Consider the following 14,141-nt stretch of genomic DNA (forward strand, 5'->3'; position numbering starts at 1 on the left):
CGGGCGAGGCCGCTCCGGCCCACCGATCGACCCTCTGCCCCCTCATCCCCGCCCGCTGCCCCGGCTTCGCCGAGCCGAGCGACCGGAGTCCCCGACCGATGCGCTTCCTGAAGACTTTCGCCGTCGTTCTCTTGTCCATGGGCGCGATGGCGGCCCAGGCCGAGACCTTGAAGATCGGCACCGTGCCGGGCGCCTACAGCGACGCCGTCACCGCGGCCGCCAAGGAGGCCAAGGCGCAGGGCATCGACGTGAAGGTGATCGAGTTCAGCGACTGGACGACGCCCAACGTCGCCCTCGACGGGGGCGACATCGATCTGAACTTCTTCCAGCATCGTCCCTTCATGGAGAACGCCGCGAAGCAGAAGGGCTACCGGTTCGACATCGTCGGGCTCGGCATCCTGCAGAACATCGGCCTGTTCTCGCTCAAGCATAAGAGCCTCGACCAGGTCCCGGTGGGGGGCAAGGTCGCCATCGCCAACGATCCGGTGAACCAGGGCCGAGGCCTGCTGCTGCTGCAGAAGGCCGGCCTCATCAAGCTCAAGGACGATGTCGGCTTCCTCGGCACCGTCGACGACATCGTCGAGAACCCGAAGACGCTGAAATTCACCGAGGTCGAGGGGCCGCAACTGGTGCGGATCACCGGCGATGTCGATCTCGCGCAGGGGTATCCGCATTTCATCGTCGCCGCCGGTGCCTTCGATCCGACGAGCGGGCTGATCTATTCCGGAATCGAGGACAAGCTCTTCGCGGTGAGCTTCGTCACGAAGGCCACTCGCAAGGACGATCCGACGATCCGGAAATTCGTCCAGATCTTCCAGAACTCCGAGGCCGTGAAGCAGCAGATCGACAGATCCTTTGCCGGCAGCGACAAGCTGTACCTGCTCGCGTGGCAGAACTGACGATGGCGAGCTTGGCTTTGGACAGTCTCGGATCGATCGATCCGGCCGCGCCGAAGGCGACGGGCGCAAACGCGGTCCCGGTGGCCCGGACGGAAACGGGCCCGCGCGGCGTCGGCACGGTGCGGTTCGAGAACGTCGCGAAGACCTATCGCTCCGCGGGCGGCGAGGTCCGCGCCCTCGACGACGTCAGCCTCGACGTCTCGTCCGGCGCGATCTTCGGCATCATCGGCCGCTCGGGTGCCGGCAAGTCGACCCTGCTCCGGACCGTCAACCGGCTGGAGGAGCCCACATCGGGCCGCGTGCTGGTCGACGGCGAGCCCATCGAGGCCCTGCGCACGAACGGTCTCGTGGCCCTGCGCCGCCGCATCGGCATGATCTTCCAGCACTTCAACCTCCTGTCGGCCAAGACCGTCCGGCAGAACGTGGCCCTGCCGCTCAAGGTGGCCGGCGTCGGCAGGGCGGAGGTCGACCGGCGGGTCGCGGAGGCGCTGCGCCTCGTCGGCCTGGAGGGCAAGGCCGAGACCTATCCGTCGCGCCTCTCGGGCGGGCAGAAGCAGCGCGTCGGCATCGCCCGCGCCCTGGTCAGCGACCCCGAGATCCTGCTCTGCGACGAGGCGACCTCGGCGCTGGACCCGGAGACCACCCTGTCGATCCTCGGCCTGCTGCGGGACATCAACCGGCGGCTCGGCCTGACCATCATCCTCATCACCCACGAGATGAGCGTGATCCGCGAGATCTGCACCGACGTCGTCGTGCTGGAAGCCGGGCGGATCGCCGAATCCGGCCCGGTCTGGCGCGTGTTCGGCGCGCCCGAGCACCCGGCGACCCGGGCGCTGCTGGCGCCCCTCACCCGCGACGTGCCGGACGACCTGGCGCAGCGGCTCCTGTCGCATCCCGCGCCGGGCGCGCAGGCCGTGCTGCGGATCACCTATGCCGGGCGGTCCGCGCCCGACCTGTCGGCCCTCGTCGCGGCGACGGGGGGATCGGTGCGGCTTCTGCAGGCGGGCGTCGAGCGCATCCAGGGGCATGCCGTCGGCCGCCTGCTGATCGCCGCCGAGGGGATGCAGGCGGAGACCCGGCTGAGGGCCATCGGGGAAACCGTCGAGGGGATCGGCTATGTCGCCGCAGATGATTGACCGCCTCTGGCAGGCGGCGTTCGACACGATGTTCATGGTGGGGGTCTCGGCGGGGATCGCGGTGGTCGCCGGCATCCCGCTCGCGGTGTTCCTCGTCACCTCCGGGCCGGGCGGCATCTTCCCGGCGCCGCGGGCGAACCGCTTGGTCGGCCTCGTCGTGAACGGCTTCCGCGCCGTGCCCTTCATCGTGCTGCTGGTCGCGCTGATCCCGTTCACCCGGCTCGTCGTCGGAACCACGATCGGCGTCTGGGCCGCCATCGTGCCGCTGGCGGTGAGCGCGACGCCGTTCTTCGCGCGGATCGCCGAGGTCTCGCTGCGGGAGGTCGATCCCGGGCTGGTCGAGGCGGCCCAGTCCATCGGCTGCCGCCGTCGCCACATCCTGCTCCACGTGCTGCTGCCCGAAGCCCTGCCGGGGATCGTCGGCGGCTTCACCATCACCGTCGTGTCGATGATCGGCGCCTCGGCCGTGGCCGGTGCGGTCGGCGCGGGCGGGCTCGGCGACGTGGCGATCCGCTACGGCTACCAGCGCTTCGACACGACCGTGATGTCGGTGGTGATCGCGATCCTGATCGTTCTCGTCTGCCTCGTGCAATTCACGGGCGACAGCGTCGTGCGGAGGCTCCGGGCGCGATGAGCGACGGCCGAAAGCAGATCCGGCTCAATGCGTTCAACATGAACTGCGTCGGCCACATCAACCACGGCCTGTGGACCCACCCGCGCGACCGCTCGGCCGCGTACAACACCCTGCGCTACTGGACGGACCAGGCGAAGCTTCTGGAGCGCGGCCTGTTCGACGGGCTGTTCATCGCCGACATCCTCGGCGTCTACGACATCTACGGCGGCGGCATCGACGTGACGGCGCGGGAAGCCGTGCAGCTGCCGGTGAACGACCCGACGCTGATCGTTCCGGCCATGGCCGCGGTGACGGAGCATCTCGGCTTCGGCATCACGCTCAACGTCTTCGCGGAGGCGCCCTACACCTTCGCCCGGCGCCTCTCGACGCTGGACCATCTCACCGGCGGGCGGGTCGGCTGGAACATCGTCACCGGCTACCTCGAGAGCGCCCATCGCGGCCGGGGCGAGGCGCTTCCGGCGCACGACAGGCGCTACGATTACGCCGACGAGTATCTCGAGGTGCTCTACAAGCTTTGGGAAGGAAGCTGGGACGACGCGGCGGTGCGCCGGGACCGCGAGGCGCGGGTGTTCAGCGATCCGGCGCTGATCCGGCCGGTCTCCCATCGCGGCGAGTTTCTGGCGGTCGACGGCTACCACCTGTGCGAACCCTCGCCCCAGCGGACGCCCGTGCTCTACCAGGCGGGCGCCTCCGGCCGCGGTCGGGCCTTCGCCGGACGGCACGCCGAGTGCGTGTTCATCTCGGCGCGCGACAAGACGTCGGCCCGCGATTCGGTCCGCGCGATCCGCGCCGAGGCCGCCGCTGCCGGGCGCGACCCGCAGGACGTGAAGGTGTTCATCGGCATCGCCGCCATCCCCGGCCGCACCCGTGCCGAGGCGGAGGACAAGCGCGCCGAGTACATGCGCTACGCCAGCGCCGAAGCCGGGCTCGCCCACTTCTCCGCCTCCACCGGCATCGATTTCGCCCGCTACGGCCTCGACGAGCCGATCCCCTACGCCCCGGGCAACGCGATCCAGTCGGCCACCGCCGCGGCGGCCAAGCGCGGGCTGACCAAGCGCGACCTGCTCTCGGAAATGGGCCTCGGCGGCCGCTACGCGGTGCTGACCGGCGACGCCGCGTCCATCGCCGACGAGCTGCAATCCTGGGTCGAGGAGGGCGAGGTGGACGGGTTCAACCTCAGCCGCCTCGTCGTGCCGGAAAGCTTCTCGGATTTCATCGACCTCGTGATCCCCGAGCTCCAGGACCGCGGCCTGTACAAGACCGCCTACACGCCGGGCTCGCTCAGAAACAAGCTGTTCGGCCAGGGCGACCGCCTGCCCGCCCGCCACGCCGCACAAGCCTATCGCGGCGCCGCCGCGCTCGGAGGCTGACCGCAGGCGTCCTGCCGCCATTCCGAAGAGCCCGGCTGCGACAACAGCGAGGCTCGGATGGCCGGCCCCCTTCCGGCCGGATCGAGGCGAGTCCCCCGCGATGGATCTCACGGGTCGCCGGCGCCCTCGCCCGCGACGCCGGCCGGCCTGCCGCCGGACGAAATGACGTATCGCCCACGATCACGGTGGCGGTCCTGCGGAACGAGCGGCGCGGCGAAGCGAAACGGGGACCGGCAAGCCGCGATCAGGTCGCCGCCTCATCCTCGCCCCAGCGACGCAGAGCCCGGACATGCGGCCGCAGCAGCGTGATGCCGAGAAGCGAGATGCCCGCGAGCGTCGTGCCGAACAGCGCGATCGGCAGCCACGCCCCACCCGAGGCTTCCGCCAGCACCGTGCCGACGATCGGCGTCAGGCCCCCCGCCACCGCGCCGCTGAACTGGTAGCCGATCGAGATGGCGGTGTAGCGCACCCGGGTCGGGAAGGCGCCGGCGACGTAGCCGGCCACCACCGCGTAGAAGCTCGCGATACCGAGCTGGATCAGGCACAGGCCCAGCGTGATCGCGGCGAACGAGCGCGTCTCCAGCAACAGGAACAGCGGGTAGGGCGTGACGATGCACCAAAGGAGCGAGAGCTGGAGGAAGCGGCTCTCGTCGCCGAGCCGCTCGGCCACGCGCGCGGCCACCGGCTGGACGACGAACTGCACCCCGGCGGTGATCAGCAGGGCGTCGAGGATCACCGCGCGCTCGATATGCAGGTACTGCACGGCGTAGGTGATCAGGAACACCTGGTAGAGATACACCGAGGCGATGGCGAAGGTGTTGGCGGCGATCGCCATCAGCAGCGGGCCGCGCTGCGTGCGCAGCACCTCCGGGATCGGCGCCGCCCGGGCGAGCGCCTCCCGATCGGCCGCCTGCGCGGCCTGGAACGCCGGCGATTCCGCGACGCCGAGCCGGATGACGAACCCCACCGCCAGGAGCACGACGCTGGCAAGGAACGGCAGGCGCCAGCCCCAGGCGAGGAACGCCTCCTTGTCCATCAGCCCGGCCAGGCGGAACGCCAGCAGCGAGAGGATCTGCCCGGCCGGGCTCCCGAGCTGGGCGAAGGAGGCGAAGTACGTGCTGCGACCGCGGGGGGCGTGCTCGGCGGCGAGCAGCACGGCGCCGCCCCACTCGCCGCCGACCGCGATGCCCTGGAAGAGGCGCAGCAGCACCAGGGCAACCGGAGCCCAGATGCCGGCCGAGGCGTAGGTCGGCAGCAGCCCGATCGCGCTGGTGGCCAGCCCCATCATGACGAGCGTGGCGATGAGTGCGCGCTTGCGCCCGAAGCGGTCGCCGAGGTGGCCGAAGATGAGGCCGCCGGCCGGCCGCGCCAGGAAGCCGACCGCGAAGGCGCCGAACGCGGACAGTGTGCCGAGGAACGGGGTCTCGCCCGCGAAGAACAGCGGGCCGAACACCAGCGCAGCGGCGACGCCGTAGATGAAGAAGTCGTACCACTCGATGGTCGTGCCGATGAAGGCGGCGACCGCGGCGCGGCGCGACTGATCGGCGACGCCCGCGGAGGGAGTGGGTGACGCCTGCATGTCCGCTCCGCGACCAGGGGCCGAGCACGCATCACCCGGCTGGTCATCAGGTCACGACCGCCGCCGCCGCGCAAGCCGGGGTCGCCGCGCAGCATCAGGCCATCGACCTCACCGGCGACCCGACGATGATCGGTGTCGCGTCGTACGAAGCCGGGGAGCACGGTGCGCCACCTTGGCATCGAGACGGCCGTCTATGCCGGCGTTCCGGCGGCGAACCGCGCATTCCGTTGGCTGCAGGGCGGGCGTCGTCCGATCGAGCACCGGGCTGCCCTCACGGGCATCCTGTTCGGGCCGCGCACGGGGCTGCCGTGGGAAATTTCGCTGCGGCGGGCGATCCGGACCGGGCATCCCGCGGGCGGCGGCTAGGACTTGTCCGGCTCGGTCGAGGGGGCGGCGAGGGCGCCCACGCCGTTGCCCATCTCCAATCCCCGGTGGGGCGGCACGCCGCTCGGCAGCACGGGCGCGGTCGCGGGCTCGTCCCGCACCTGCCCCAGGCCGGCTTCGACCTCCTGGATGAGGTCGGCGAACTTGTACGGCTTGCTGAGCAGGCGCGTCCCCGGCGGCAGCGCGCTGCGAAGATCCGCGCCCGCGCCCGAGGTGACGATGATGCCGACGCCGGGCCAGCGGTGGTGGACGAGATGGACGAGGGCGACGCCGTCGCCGACGATGCTGCGCCCCGTGATCAGCATGCGGACGGTGTCCGGTCCCTGGAGCACCGCCAGCGCCTCGGCGGCGGTGCCGACCTCGATGGCCCGGTAGCCGAGATCGGTCAGCATGTCGGCGGTGACCATGCGGACGAGCTGGTCCGCCTCCGCGATGAGGATGGCGAGAGGCCTGCCGTCACCGATCATCGAATACGCTCCTGATGTCCGTCTCAAGGTCGTCAAGACGAGGAGCTGCGGAGCACTCCGGCATGGCGATGGCCGCTCCGAAGAGTTCGAAGCCGCGAACTCTGATACCGCACCCGACGAAAACCTCCTAATCCGGGTGCGATCGGAATCCTCGGCGCGCCAAGTCCGATCGCGCATGGCGGAAGGCAATATCCGGCCGGCCGAACCCTGCTCGGATGCGGGCGGTCGGGACGGGGATGGAGCGTCGGCGGGCGCGGCGGTTCCGACGTCAGGCAACGACCGGTCCGTACGCCGCGGTCGCGGTTCCGGAGGGGAGACGGCGTGCCTGCGAGCCCGCTCCGCCTTCTGCCGAAGGGTCAGCGCGGCCGCCTTCGCCTGGCGGCGGAGCGAACGGGCCTGCTCCAGCCGATGCCGGAACGCTTCCGGCCCCCGCCTCGAACGCTCGCCCCGAACTTCGTCTCGCCCGCCGCGTCCCCTGCCGGGAAAAATCTTTTCGGCTCTACTAGACGACCGGTCTAATCCGAGCTATCTCCCGGTCATGGCACGCGTCACCGCACAGACCGACACCCGCCAGGGCATCCTCGACACCGCCTACGGCCTCGTGGGCGCCAAGGGGTTCTCCGGGGTCGGGCTCAACGAGATCCTCGCTTCGGCCGGCGTGCCGAAGGGATCGTTCTACCACTACTTCGGCTCGAAGGAGGCGTTCGGCGAGGCGCTTCTGGAGGACTACTTCGACACCTACCTCGCCGAGCTCGACGCGATGCTGGCCGAGCCGAGCCTGAGCCAGGCCGACTGCCTGATGACCTACTGGCGGAAGTGGCAGGCGACGCAAGGGGGCATCGACGACCGGCGCAGGTGCCTGGCGGTGAAGCTCGCGGCGGAGGTCTCGGACCTGTCCGAGGCCATGCGCCTCGCCCTAAAGGCAGGCACCGCCGGGATCATCGAACGCCTGTCGCGAGCGATCGCGGCCGGCGTGGCGGAGGGCTCGCTCACGATCGCGAGCGAGCCGCACACGACCGCCGAGGACCTGTATCACGTCTGGCTCGGCGCCAGCCTGATGGCGAAGATCGTGCGGACCGACGCCCCGTTCGAGGCCGCCCTGGGCACGACGCGGCGCATCCTCGGCCTCGCATCGCACTGATCATCCCTTCGGCCCCGGCAACGGCACGCATGGCTGCGCAAAATCGAGACGACTGGTCTACTCAGATCCTCATCATTCCCCTGGGCCGGCGGGGGGAACGCGAACCGGAAGGAGAAAACCGATGCCTCACCACACCAAGACGCTGGCCGCCGCCCTCCTCGCAACCGCCGGCCTGACGGCCCTCCCGGGCGCCACCACGGACGCGACGGCGCAGGAGCGGATCACCCTGGAGACCATCGGCGCCGTCCGCATGGCCCGGTTCGAGGAGGTCCGCGGCACGAATGCGGAACTCCGCCCCGCGCAGGCGGCCCCGGCCCGCGACCCGGCCGCGGAACGCGCCGCCAAGGCGCGGTAGCACCGCCAAGACGCGGTAGCGCCGGCCCGCCCCATGCCGGCCCCCGCGCGGGGAGTCCCCCCTCGAGGACGTCCTCGCACCCCACCTTCACTCGCCCAACCTCCCCTCGCCCAACCTCCCCTCACCCAACCTCCCCTCACCCAAGCCAACGATCCGGAGAACGACATGAAGATCCTGATGGTCCTGACCTCCCACGACCAGCTCGGCGACACCGGCCGCAAGACCGGCTTCTGGCTGGAGGAGCTTGCCGCCCCCTACTACGTGTTCAAGGATGCGGGCGCGGAGGTGGTGCTGGTGTCGCCCAAGGGCGGCCGGCCGCCGCTCGATCCGAAGAGCGCCGAGCCGAGCTTCCAGACCGACACGACGCGCCGCTTCGAAGCGGACGCGGCGGCGATGGCGGTGCTGGCCGATACCGGCCGGCTCGTCGGCGTCGGCCACGACGGCTTCGATGCCGTGTTCTATCCCGGCGGGCACGGCCCCCTCTGGGACCTCGCCGAGGACCCGGCCTCGATCCGGCTGATCGAGACCACGCTGGCGGCCGGCAAGCCCGTGGCCCTGGTCTGCCATGCCCCCGGCGTGCTGCGCCATGCCAAGGCCGGCGACGGGACGCCCCTGGTCGCGGGCCGCAACGTCACCGGCTTCGCGAACACCGAGGAGGAGGCGGTCGGCCTCACCCGGGTGGTTCCGTTCCTGGTCGAGGACGAGCTCGCCCGCAACGGCGGCCTCTACGCCAAGGGTGCCGACTGGGCCCCCTTCGTCGTCACCGACGGCCTGCTCGTCACCGGCCAGAACCCCGCCTCCTCGGGTCCTGCCGCCGAAACGCTCGTCGCACGCCTCGCGAACCGCTGACGGGTCGGGCGTCCCCCGCGGCGCCCGCCCCTGACCATCGCACGGCCGGCGCACCGCACGGCCCTCCCCATGACCCGGCCGAGGCACCATGCCCGCATCGGCGATCGCGAAGGCTCTCAGATCATGACCACCGACATCGTCTTCTCGGACGCGACCGGCCTCGCCGCGCTGATCCGCACCCGCCAGGTCTCGCCGGTCGAGGTCGTGCAGGCCCATCTCGACCGCATCGCGGCGGTCGACCCCAAGGTCAACGCCATCGTCACCCTCGCGGAGGGCGCGCTCGCCGCCGCGCGGGAAGCCGAGGCGGCGGTCATGGCCGACAAGGAGCTCGGGCCGCTGCACGGCGTGCCCTTCACCGTGAAGGATTCGATCGACACGGCAGGCGTCCTCACCCAGCGCGGCTCGCCGATCTTCGCGGGCCGCCGGCCGGACGCCGATGCCACCAGCGTCGCCCGCATGAAGAGCGCCGGCGGCATCCTGCTCGCCAAGACCAACCTGCCGGAGTTCTCCTACTGGATCGAGAGCGACAACCTGCTCTCGGGCCGCTCGAACAACCCGTGGGACGTCGACCGCACGCCCGGCGGATCGAGCGGCGGCGAGTCGGCGGCGATCGCGGCGGGCCTGTCGCCCTTGGGCCTCGGCACCGACCTCGCCATCTCGGTGCGCGGCCCGGCCGCGCAGACCGGCATCGTCGCGCTGAAGCCGACGCACGGGCGCGTGCCGATGACCGGCATCTGGCCGCGGGCGCCGCGCCGGTTCTGGCACGTCGGCCCGATGGCGCGCTCGATCCGCGACCTTGCGCTCGTCTTCGCGCAGCTGGCCGGTCCCGACGGCCTCGACGGCTTCGCCTCGCACGGCGGCCCGTTCGACGCCGGAGCCGGCATCGCACCGGGCCGCAAGCTCCGCGTCGGCTGGATGGTCGGGCCGGGCTTCGGGCCGATCGACACGGAGGTCGCGGCCACCGTCCGGGCGGCGGCGGACGCGCTCGCGGGCGAGGGACACCCGGTGCAGGAGGTCCGCATCCCGGCCCTGGAACGCGACTTCGCCCTCGACGTGTTCAACAAGCTCCACGTCATGGAGATGAAGCCGGCCTTCCGGGAGGCGACCGCCGGGCACGAGGATCGGATGTACAGGATGGCGCGGACGATGCTGTCGCTGCCCGACACCTCGATGGCGGACTACGTCGCGGCCGAGCAGGCGGCCGAGCGGCTGCGGGACGGCTACGCCGCCTATTTCCGGGATTACGACGTGCTCCTCACGCCCGTGCTGCCCGTGCCGGCGCACAAGCACGGCATCCGGGACCTCGTCGTCGACGGCGAGACCGTCGACCTGACCTACCTGCAGGGCGCGACCGTGCCCCTGAACGTCACCGGCCTGCCGGGGGTGTCGATGCGGTTCGGCACCAGCCGCGAGGGCCTGCCGATCGGCGTGCAGCTGGTCGGCAGCTGGCAGGCGGAGGCGACGATCCTGCACGCCGCCGCGCTGCTGGAGGGCGTGAGCCTGGTCCGCGGCCTGCACCCGAGCCTCTGACGGGAGGGGACAGGCCCGGGTCGCGCACCGCGCTCCCAGGCCGCCGGCACGAAAGCCTGCATCCGGCCGACCTTCGTACCGTTCTCGCGATGGACGGTCGAGGGGGGCGCCACCGGAGCGCCGCTGGCGGATGGCCTCTCGAAGGGCCGCCAGGCTTCGGGCCGGCGGATCGATCGCGCACCGGGCGCGCGGATCGTCGTGTCCCGCATCCCGAGGCGTCGTCAGGCCGAGTCCGGCATCCGGTCGAGGAGCTTGTCGAGGGTGATGGGGTAGTCACGCACCCGCACGCCGGTCGCGTTGTAGACCGCGTTGGCGATCGCCGGGGCGACGCCGACATGGCCGAGCTCCCCGACGCCCTTCGCCTTGACCGGGGACATGGTCGGGTCGACCTCGTCGAGGAAGACCGCCTCGAGATGGGGCACGTCGGCGTGCACCGGCACCTCGTAGCCGGCGAGATCGTGGTTCACGAAGAAGCCGCGCTTCCTGTCGACGACCATCTCCTCCATCAGGGCGGCGCCGATCCCCATGGTCATGCCGCCGATGATCTGGCTGCGCGCGGCCTTGGGGTTGATGATGCGCCCGGCCGCGCACACCGCCAGCATCCGGCGGACGCGGATCTCGCCGGTGTCGGCGTCGACGCCGACCTCCGCGAAGTGCGCGCCGAAGGTCTGCTGCGCGAAGCGCTTGGCGAGATCGCCGAACACGATGGTGTCCTCGGCGACGAGGTCGCCGGCCTCCGCCGCCCGCCCGAGCGGCACGGCGCGGTTGCCGGAGCGGACCTCGCCGTCGGCGAAGGCGACGTCGGCCGAGTTGAACCCGAGCCGCTGGGCCACCGCCTCGCGAAGCTTGACGCAGGCCGCGTAGACGCCCGCGGTGACGGAAGGGGCCCCCTGCTGGCCGCCGGAGCCCGGCGTCTCCGGAAAATCGGAATTGCCGAGGCGCGCGACGACCCGATCCGGCGTCACGCCCATCATCTCGGCGGCGGTCTGCGCGACGATGGTGTAGCTGCCGGTGCCGATGTCGGTCATGTCGACCTCGACCGTGACGACGCCGCGTGCGTCGAGGCGCACGCGGGCGGCGGACCGGGCGATCTTCGCCGCGCGGATCGCCCCGGCCATGCCGAACCCGACGCGCCAGCGCCCGTCGCGCAAGCCGGCCGGCTGCGCCTGGCGGCGCTCCCATCCGAAGCGCTCGGCACCGAGGCGCAGGCACGCGACGAAGGGCCGGGTCGAGAACGGGATCTCCGGGTGCTCGGGGTCGACCTGGGTGTCGTTGAGCGCCCGGAACGCGACCGGGTCCATCCCGAGCTTCTCGGCCATCTCGTCCATGGCGATCTCGAGGGCCATCAGGCCCGGCGCCTCGCCGGGCGCCCGCATCGCGTTGCCCTCGGCGAGGTCGAGCACCGCCAGGCGCTGGCGGGTCATCCGGTCGGCGCCGGCGTAGAAGGCGCGCGTCGCCGCCGTCGACGGCTCGGTCCGGCCGCCGGCGAGGTTGCCGTTGAGGTTGTCGTGGCCGATCGCGGTGATCCGCCCGTCCCGGGTCGCGCCGATCCAGATGCGCTGGATCGTGGCGGGGCGGTGGATGGTGGTGTTGAACATCATCGCACGCTGCAGCGCGAGCTTGACCGGCCGGCCGGCCACCCGCGCCGCCACCGCCGCGAGCGCGAGGTCGGACTGGACGGTGCCCTTCCCCCCGAACCCGCCGCCGACATACGGCGAGACGAGGCGGATCCTGTCCCGGGGGATGCCGAGCGTCCTGGCGAGGTCGCGCACGCCCCAGTTCATCTGCTGGATCGAAGTGTGGCAGGTGAGCCGGTCGCCGTCCCAGGCGGCGATGGTGGCATGCGGCTCCATCATCGCGTGGGCTTGGTCGGGGGTGGTGTAGCGCGCGTCGAGCTGGACCGGTGCCCGCGCGAACGCGGCCTCGAAGTCGCCGACGCGGGTCTCGGGCTTGCCGCCGAACGGGCCCTGCTCGGCCACGGGCGCGGTCGCCTCCTGCGCGGCGAGGTCGAAGGCGCCCGGCTCCTCGACATACGTGACCCGGACCAGGGCCGCGGCGGCCCGCGCCTGCTCGAAGGTCTCGGCGACGACGACCGCGACGGCCTGGTGGTAGTGGTCGACGACGGGCGCGGCGAGGAAGCGGTGGACGTAGAACTCGCCCTGGCCGAGCGGCCCGGCATTCTCGTGGGTGACGACGGCGACGACGCCCGAGGCGGCCTTCGCGCGCGCCACGTCGAGGGTCGCGATCCGGCCCTTGGCGATGCCGGCGCCGACGATGAAGCCGTAGGCGAGGTTCGCGTGCGGATCGTGCCATTCGTGGGCGTAGGGCGCGGTCCCCGTGACCTTGAGCGGTCCTTCGACCCGGTCGGTCGGCTTTCCGACGACCTTGAGCTGGTCGATCGGGTTTTGGCCGGCGGGCTGATCGAACTTCATCGCTTTAGGCCCTCGCTTGGTTGAGCGCCGCGGACAGGGTCCGCTCGGCGAGCGTCAGCTTGTAGGCGTTCGCGTGCGTCGGCGCGGCGCCGGCGAAGACCTGCTCGGTCACCGCCTTGGCGCCCCGCGGCAGGTCGGCCTCGGCCGCCTCCACCCGCCAGGGTTTCGGCGCCACCCCGCCGAAGGCGACGCGGCCGGACCCGTCCCTGCCCAGGATCGCCGCCACCGAGACCAGCGCGTAGGCGTACGACGCCCGGTCGCGGACCTTGCGGTAGAGGTGCGTGCCCGCCACCGGCTTCGGCAGCGTCACCGCCGTGATGAGTTCGCCGGGCGCGAGCGTGGTGTCGCGCTCGGGCGCGTCGCCCGGCAGGCGGTGGAACTCCGCCACCGGGATCTTTCGCGACGCGCCCTCGCCGTCGACGGTCTCGACGGTGGCGTCGAGCACGCGCATCGCCACCGCCATGTCGCCGGGATGGGTGGCGATGCAGGCGTCGCTTCCGCCGATCACCGCCAGCTGCCGGCTGACCCCGTCGAGCGCCGAGCAGCCGGAGCCCGGCCGGCGCTTGTTGCAGGCCTGCGCGGTGTCGTAGAAGTACGGGCAGCGGGTGCGCTGCAGCAGGTTGCCGGCGGTGGTCGCCTTGTTGCGCAGCTGCCCCGAGGCGCCGGCCAGCAGCGCGCGCGACAGCACGCCGTAATCCTTCCGGACACGGGCGTCGGCGGCGAGGTCGGTGTTGCGCACCAGCGCGCCGATGCGCAGGCCGCCCTCCGGGGTCGGCTCGATCCGGTCGAGCCCGAGCCCGTTGACGTCGACGAGGTGGGTCGGGGTCTCGATCTGCAGCTTCATTAGGTCGAGCAGGTTGGTGCCCCCGGCGATGAACTTGGCGTTGGGCGTGCGCGCCACGGCGGCGGCGGCCTCGGCCGGCGTGCTCGAGCGCTCGTAGGTGAACGACTTCATGCGGGCCTCCGGCCGGTCTCGAGGCCGGCGACCTCGCTCATCGCCTCGACGATGTTGGAATAGGCGCCGCAGCGGCACAGGTTGCCGCTCATGCGCTCGCGGATCTCGGCCTCGGTGACCCGGGTCGGCGCGGTGAGGTCGGCGGTGGCGTGGCTGGGGATGCCGGCCCGGATCTCGTCGAGCACGGCCACGCCCGAGCAGATCTGGCCGGGCGTGCAGTAGCCGCACTGGTAGCCGTCGTGGCGGACGAAGGCGGCCTGCATCGGGTGCAGGTTGTCGGGCCGGCCCAGCCCCTCGATGGTGGTGATCTCGGCGCCCTGGTGCATCACGGCGAGCGTCAGGCAGGCGTTGATGCGCCGCCCGTCGACGATCATCGTGCAGGCGCCACACTGGCCGTGGTCGCAGCCCTT

The 14,141-nt window shown here is 71.8% G+C and carries 13 protein-coding genes and 1 pseudogene; 9 read left to right on the top strand and 5 right to left on the bottom strand.

The window, feature by feature from the left end; genetic code table 11:
* The first annotated feature begins 98 nt into the window (after positions 1-98).
* The 4 genes from MKK55_RS09625 to MKK55_RS09640 are packed head-to-tail and all read left to right on the top strand — an operon-like array spanning position 99 to position 4,039.
* Positions 99-899, top strand: a complete 801-nt coding sequence (locus tag MKK55_RS09625) for a MetQ/NlpA family ABC transporter substrate-binding protein (RefSeq protein WP_243934441.1) — start codon at positions 99-101, stop codon at positions 897-899.
* A 2-nt stretch (positions 900-901) separates the two neighbouring features.
* Entirely contained in the window at positions 902-2,035 is a 1,134-nt protein-coding gene (locus MKK55_RS09630; RefSeq protein ID WP_409566042.1) for a methionine ABC transporter ATP-binding protein, read from the top strand.
* Positions 2,016-2,669 carry a methionine ABC transporter permease gene (locus MKK55_RS09635; RefSeq protein ID WP_243934444.1) on the top strand — a complete coding sequence of 218 codons (654 nt, stop codon included), beginning with the start codon at positions 2,016-2,018 and terminating at the stop codon, positions 2,667-2,669. The genes MKK55_RS09630 and MKK55_RS09635 overlap by 20 nt, the downstream gene beginning before the upstream one ends.
* Complete coding sequence (locus MKK55_RS09640; RefSeq protein ID WP_243934445.1) at positions 2,666-4,039, top strand: LLM class flavin-dependent oxidoreductase; 1,374 nt, start codon at positions 2,666-2,668, stop codon at positions 4,037-4,039. Before MKK55_RS09635 ends, MKK55_RS09640 begins: the two co-directional genes overlap by 4 nt.
* A 244-nt stretch (positions 4,040-4,283) precedes the next feature.
* Here MKK55_RS09640 and MKK55_RS09645 read toward each other — a convergent pair whose 3' ends face one another.
* Positions 4,284-5,618 (bottom strand): MFS transporter, encoded by a 1,335-nt coding sequence (locus MKK55_RS09645; RefSeq protein ID WP_147725706.1) that lies wholly within the window; start codon positions 5,616-5,618, stop codon positions 4,284-4,286.
* A gap of 234 nt (positions 5,619-5,852) precedes the next feature.
* Between MKK55_RS09645 and MKK55_RS09650 the strand changes: the two are divergent.
* Positions 5,853-5,936 (top strand): annotated as a pseudogene (locus MKK55_RS09650) (IS5/IS1182 family transposase); the annotation flags it as partial.
* Between the two features lie 44 nt (positions 5,937-5,980).
* Here the strand turns inward: MKK55_RS09650 and MKK55_RS09655 are convergent.
* Positions 5,981-6,469 carry a response regulator gene (locus MKK55_RS09655; RefSeq protein ID WP_187274927.1) on the bottom strand — a complete coding sequence of 163 codons (489 nt, stop codon included), beginning with the start codon at positions 6,467-6,469 and terminating at the stop codon, positions 5,981-5,983.
* 538 nt (positions 6,470-7,007) lie between these two features.
* Here MKK55_RS09655 and MKK55_RS09660 point away from each other — a divergent pair.
* From MKK55_RS09660 to MKK55_RS09675, 4 genes are all read left to right on the top strand, one after another.
* Entirely contained in the window at positions 7,008-7,610 is a 603-nt protein-coding gene (locus tag MKK55_RS09660; RefSeq protein WP_243934446.1) for a TetR/AcrR family transcriptional regulator, read from the top strand.
* Between the two features lie 121 nt (positions 7,611-7,731).
* Positions 7,732-7,965, top strand: coding sequence for a hypothetical protein (locus tag MKK55_RS09665; RefSeq protein ID WP_243934447.1), 234 nt, complete (start codon positions 7,732-7,734; stop codon positions 7,963-7,965).
* A gap of 165 nt (positions 7,966-8,130) precedes the next feature.
* Complete coding sequence (locus MKK55_RS09670; protein WP_243934448.1) at positions 8,131-8,814, top strand: type 1 glutamine amidotransferase domain-containing protein; 684 nt, start codon at positions 8,131-8,133, stop codon at positions 8,812-8,814.
* A gap of 123 nt (positions 8,815-8,937) precedes the next feature.
* The gene (locus MKK55_RS09675; protein WP_243934449.1) at positions 8,938-10,344 is read left to right on the top strand and encodes an amidase; all 1,407 of its coding nucleotides are present in this window, start codon (positions 8,938-8,940) and stop codon (positions 10,342-10,344) included.
* 221 nt (positions 10,345-10,565) lie between these two features.
* Here MKK55_RS09675 and paoC read toward each other — a convergent pair whose 3' ends face one another.
* From paoC to MKK55_RS09690, 3 genes are all read right to left on the bottom strand, one after another.
* Positions 10,566-12,776 carry an aldehyde oxidoreductase molybdenum-binding subunit PaoC gene (paoC, locus tag MKK55_RS09680; RefSeq protein WP_243934450.1) on the bottom strand — a complete coding sequence of 737 codons (2,211 nt, stop codon included), beginning with the start codon at positions 12,774-12,776 and terminating at the stop codon, positions 10,566-10,568.
* A gap of 4 nt (positions 12,777-12,780) precedes the next feature.
* Entirely contained in the window at positions 12,781-13,731 is a 951-nt protein-coding gene (locus MKK55_RS09685; protein ID WP_243934454.1) for an FAD binding domain-containing protein, read from the bottom strand.
* Positions 13,728-14,141, bottom strand: a 414-nt coding sequence (locus MKK55_RS09690; protein ID WP_243934455.1) for a 2Fe-2S iron-sulfur cluster-binding protein, incomplete at its 5' end; no start/stop codon positions are given. The genes MKK55_RS09685 and MKK55_RS09690, both read right to left, overlap by 4 nt.

It is taken from the genome of Methylobacterium sp. J-059 (assembly GCF_022829485.1).
In the GTDB taxonomy this organism is placed as follows: Bacteria; Pseudomonadota; Alphaproteobacteria; order Rhizobiales; family Beijerinckiaceae; genus Methylobacterium.

Bases quoted from the DNA above. Each gene is read 5' to 3' on its own strand.
- MKK55_RS09625 (WP_243934441.1), top strand. From the start codon at position 99: ATGCGCTTCCTGAAGACTTTCGCCGTCGTTCTCTTGTCCATGGGCGCG.
- MKK55_RS09630 (WP_409566042.1), top strand. From the start codon at position 902: ATGGCGAGCTTGGCTTTGGACAGTCTCGGATCGATCGATCCGGCCGCG.
- MKK55_RS09635 (WP_243934444.1), top strand. From the start codon at position 2,016: ATGTCGCCGCAGATGATTGACCGCCTCTGGCAGGCGGCGTTCGACACG.
- MKK55_RS09640 (WP_243934445.1), top strand. From the start codon at position 2,666: ATGAGCGACGGCCGAAAGCAGATCCGGCTCAATGCGTTCAACATGAAC.
- MKK55_RS09645 (WP_147725706.1), bottom strand. From the start codon at position 5,618: ATGCAGGCGTCACCCACTCCCTCCGCGGGCGTCGCCGATCAGTCGCGC.
- MKK55_RS09655 (WP_187274927.1), bottom strand. From the start codon at position 6,469: ATGATCGGTGACGGCAGGCCTCTCGCCATCCTCATCGCGGAGGCGGAC.
- MKK55_RS09660 (WP_243934446.1), top strand. From the start codon at position 7,008: ATGGCACGCGTCACCGCACAGACCGACACCCGCCAGGGCATCCTCGAC.
- MKK55_RS09665 (WP_243934447.1), top strand. From the start codon at position 7,732: ATGCCTCACCACACCAAGACGCTGGCCGCCGCCCTCCTCGCAACCGCC.
- MKK55_RS09670 (WP_243934448.1), top strand. From the start codon at position 8,131: ATGAAGATCCTGATGGTCCTGACCTCCCACGACCAGCTCGGCGACACC.
- MKK55_RS09675 (WP_243934449.1), top strand. From the start codon at position 8,938: ATGACCACCGACATCGTCTTCTCGGACGCGACCGGCCTCGCCGCGCTG.
- paoC (WP_243934450.1), bottom strand. From the start codon at position 12,776: ATGAAGTTCGATCAGCCCGCCGGCCAAAACCCGATCGACCAGCTCAAG.
- MKK55_RS09685 (WP_243934454.1), bottom strand. From the start codon at position 13,731: ATGAAGTCGTTCACCTACGAGCGCTCGAGCACGCCGGCCGAGGCCGCC.